Source organism: Pseudarthrobacter sp. NamB4 (assembly GCF_005796185.1).
Classification (GTDB): domain Bacteria; phylum Actinomycetota; class Actinomycetes; order Actinomycetales; family Micrococcaceae; genus Arthrobacter.
This window is the reverse complement of the sequence record NZ_VAHM01000032.1, coordinates 1-4,078: the sequence shown is the minus strand read 5'-3', so window position 1 is coordinate 4,078 and position 4,078 is coordinate 1. Positions and strand designations below refer to the sequence as shown.

Annotated in this window: 3 protein-coding genes; 1 reads left to right on the top strand and 2 read right to left on the bottom strand. The window is 60.1% G+C overall.

The annotated features are described in order from the left end of the window. The first annotated feature begins 102 nt into the window (after positions 1-102). A complete protein-coding gene (locus FDW81_RS17875) occupies positions 103-1,524 on the top strand; it encodes a xylulokinase (RefSeq protein WP_138135542.1) in 1,422 nt (473 codons plus the stop codon). A 100-nt stretch (positions 1,525-1,624) separates the two neighbouring features. On the opposite strand, the gene FDW81_RS17870 is transcribed toward FDW81_RS17875, so the two are convergent. Together FDW81_RS17870 and FDW81_RS17865 are read right to left on the bottom strand one after the other, a co-directional pair. After that, positions 1,625-1,864, bottom strand: a complete 240-nt coding sequence (locus tag FDW81_RS17870; protein ID WP_138135541.1) for a DUF1508 domain-containing protein — start codon at positions 1,862-1,864, stop codon at positions 1,625-1,627. Between the two features lie 419 nt (positions 1,865-2,283). Further along, positions 2,284-3,486, bottom strand: coding sequence for an ROK family protein (locus tag FDW81_RS17865; protein ID WP_240720412.1), 1,203 nt, complete (start codon positions 3,484-3,486; stop codon positions 2,284-2,286). Positions 3,487-4,078 lie beyond the last annotated feature (592 nt).

Genomic DNA, 4,078 nt, shown 5'->3' with positions numbered 1-4,078 from the left:
GGGGCCAGCTAAGGAGCGAAGCACACCAGCCTCACGGTGCGCTGAACGCGCACGGAAAGCAGCATGCCAGACCGGTCGCACGGAGCAGCAAAGGAAAATCCAATGGTTCTCGTGGCTGGCATTGACAGCTCCACGCAGTCCTGCAAGGTCGTGGTCCGTGACGCAGGCACCGGTGAACTGCTCCGCCAAGGCAGAGCAAGCCACCCGGACGGAACGGAGGTCCACCCCGACCATTGGTGGACAGCCCTCCAGGAAGCCGTTGCCCAGGCAGGCGGGCTAAACGACGTTATGGCTGTGTCAGTCGCTGGTCAGCAGCACGGCATGGTCTGCCTCGACAGTACCGGTGAGATAGTCCGCCCCGCGCTCTTGTGGAATGACACCCGCTCGGCGCAGGCGGCTCGGCAATTGATCCAAGCTGCTGGCGATGGCGATCTGACAAAAGGGGCCGAGTACTGGGCACAAGCCACGGGTACTGTTCCTGTAGCCTCCCTCACCGCCACTAAGCTGCGGTGGCTGGCGGAAAACGAGCCCGGCAATGCCGCCAAGACTGCAGCGGTCTGTTTGCCGCACGACTGGCTCTCGTGGCGTCTGGCCGGATATGGACCAGGATCTGGTGTGCAGGGCCTCCCTGCACTTCGCACCGACCGATCCGACGCCTCGGGGACGGGCTACTGGTCTCCAGCCAAGGGCCGCTACCTGCCCGAGGTTTTGGAACATACCCTGGGCCATGTTCCAGTGCTGCCCGAAGTGCTGGGCCCGTTGGAAGCCGAGCTCAAAACACCTGCAGGAGCACTTATCGGCCCCGGTGCCGGGGACAATGCAGCCGCAGCTCTGGGTGTCAGAGCCGCTGTGGGGGACGTAGTAATTTCGGTTGGAACCTCAGGAACCGTCTTTGCCGTCGCTGATACTCCCGCGCAGGACGCCTCTGGAATCGTAGCCGGTTTCGCTGACGCAACCGGGAATTTTCTCCCCTTGGTCTGTACCCTGAACGCAACCCGCGTTTTCGATGCCACGGCTGCTCTGCTGGGCGTGGACCTACTCGACTTCGATGACCTTGCCCTCTCCTCAGAGCCCGGCGCCGGCGGCCTGTCCCTGGTGCCCTACTTCGACGGCGAGCGGACCCCCAACCTGCCGGGCGCCACGGGCTCCCTGCACGGCATCACCCGGGCGAACTACAAGCCCGCGAATCTCGCCCGGGCCGCAGTCGAAGGTGTTGCGTGCTCACTTGCAGACGGACTCAAGGCACTTACTGACCTTGGTGGTGTTGTTACTAACCGAATAATCCTGGTCGGAGGCGGAGCCCGTTCCCAGGCCATGCAGCACATAACTGCGTCCGTTTTCGCCATGGACGTGACGGTGCCCGCTCCGCAGGAACACGTTGCCAATGGAGCCGCCCGCCAAGCCGCAGGTCTAGTCCTAGGAGAACTACCCACGTGGGCGACAGGTCCAGAAGCGCACGTTTCCGCAGATGCAACCGGCGAAGTTCTCAGGCGCTACCACCAGGCAGCAAAAGCTAGGGGATGAGCTGGCGCCGAAGCACCCAATACCTGGTTGTGTTCCTACGTCGGTTACATTGCTCCTACACTGCGTCCGCCTACATCGGCTCCATTTGCGTGAAGGAAGCCTAAGCGGTTCTTTTGACATGGTGCTCGGCGCAGTGCCTGTCGTGCTTTCCATCAATCGGTGCACTCAGGTCGAGCATTGGTGCGTCGGCAGCCACCTCCCTGGTCTGAAAAATACTTGCCGTTGCCGCCTCTTTTGTGGGGAAACAGACCGAAACAGCCACAACCTGCCCAGCAGAGTTAAGCAGCCTTACTCGGTAGCCTCCTTCAGGAGCATCAACGAGTTCAAAGTAAGCAGCCATGACCCTAAGTCCTTCCTTGGCTCATACCCTGCACTAATACTTTTTTGCGGTCGTCAGGACGCGGGCGGGCGGTGCCGAAAACGTGAAGTCCAAAGTGGCCCGCGCTGTGAGACGACACAAATGGGGACGAACAAGAGGGATCCAGCTCGTTCCGACGGGGGAGAAATTTGGTCAGGGAAACAGGGAGCGGAGCAAGTGCTCGGATCACCAGCAGGGCGTCTGGTTCCTGGCCAAAGGGGTTTGCTCAGCCATGGCTGAGATCTTTTGCCTGATACGGACAGCCGCTGCTTGACTTCTTTCAGGATACGTTCTGTTCCCGCGCCCCGTCACTGGAAAAAGGACGAAATTGGACAGGTGCGGGGTTCGGCCCTCGAGAGTCAGTTCAACGCTTGCAGCCGCGGGCTTGCTCGTTGATCTGCTTAGGCGCGAAGCCCTCCTGTACGGCTCGGTCCGGCGGTCCCCATGACCTCTGCGGGGGCAGACAGGAGGGGAGCAAAAGCCAATTCTGCCGCGCCAACAATCAGAATGTCCGCGTTAAGGGCCGGACGTGTAACCGCAACGTCAGCAAACGCTTCAGGAAGTGCCTCCCCTTCAATAACTGTGTTGAGGCGATGGGAGTCGAATTCGTACAGAGCGCCCAGGAAGCCACCCAAAACAACGAGTCGGGGATTAAAAGAGTTAATGGCTGACCCCAATGCCACGCCAAGAAAGTCCAGTTGCCGGTTCGCTTCGGCACGCACTGCAGGGGAGTCAGAAGCGAGCAGTGCCCTTTCCAGTTCTTGTTCGTCCGCAGATGGCGGTAAAGCGAGAACGTTCAGAAGGTTTTCCCTTCGAACCTCTGATTCCAAAGTTCCGCGGGCTCCGGCTGAATCGCGGAGACCGTCCCCGCGAACGCGGGTATGACCAAGCTCCCCGGCGTATCCGCTTGCTCCACGAAGCGCGACACCTCCTGCGATGACCCCACCGCCCACACCGCTGGCTCCTCCATTGAGATAAATCAGGTCGTCGATGCCCTTGCCGGCGCCAAAGGTACGCTCAGCCAGGGCGCCGAGACCGGCATCATTTGCAGCCCAGGTGTCGAGACCAGTGGCAGCTGCCAGCATCTCGGCAAGGGGCTCATCACGCCACCCCAGATGGGGCGCGTAACGGACCAGGCCGTCTTGTAGTCTCACAAGACCCGGGACGGCTACTCCAATTCCGACGATCCGGGTTGAAGCCTGTAAGCCTCCCCTTACCCCTTCCACTATTGCCGCGGTAATATTGACCGCCTGGCGCACAGTTGGTGCATCGTCAGTCGCGAAGCGAATTTTGTTTTGAACTACTCCGCCAAGGCTCACTACGCCCACCGTGATCGCGTCAATCTCTGGGTTGACAGCAATTGCCACCGGTTGGCTGGCAGGTTTCACTATGGAGCTGGGCCTGCCAACCTGAGTAGTGTTCTCCGCCCCCACCTCGCCGACCAGCCCTAAATCCTGTAGTTCCCCCACCAGCCCAGCAATGGTGGATCGATTCAGCCCCGTAAGACGCGTCAACTCGGTGCGGGGAAGACTACGTGCCTGATGCACCAAAGTGAGGATGGCTGACAAGTTATGACGCCGAATCGTGTCAAGATTGTTCCCCATCCGGGCTCGACTCATTTGAGGGTGGCGCCGCGAAGAAGTCAAGGAAGCTCCGTTGGTTACAGGAATTTGTTGTTTCTATAGCGTGAATCTCCCGCCGCGGAATGTCCACTGCGACTCACCCAACGAAAGAAACCTTGGCTAGCTTCCCGGCCGCCTTCCGCATGCTTCTCCAGTAGTCGGCAGCGGGGAAAATCAGCGCTAGCCATGAACTTTCAACGGCCGACTCTAACAGGGCAACAACCTGTAGATTTCGACACCCTCAGCGGGACACTGACTTGTTGCAGTTTAGCTGGCTGTACTAACCCTCATGGAAGCCCTCGCTGCCTCCAGCTCAAGTGCTCTGCGTTGAGCGCAGCGGCGCGGCTCGGGTCCGCCGATAGTGGGGATTCCGTAAACCCAAAGCAGCAATTGAAGAGACCGGGCAGGTGCAATAGCGCGGAGACAAGGCAGTTGAAGCTCGCTGTTGCCTCGACGAGGCAACGATCAAGCCTCATCACGATTTCGCCAACTACCTTGGGAGCGGCTTTAGCGGCACTTGGGCGATAGATGCCGGATGCCGCCCTCCGCTAACTGGCGGGTTTCGCCATCTAGC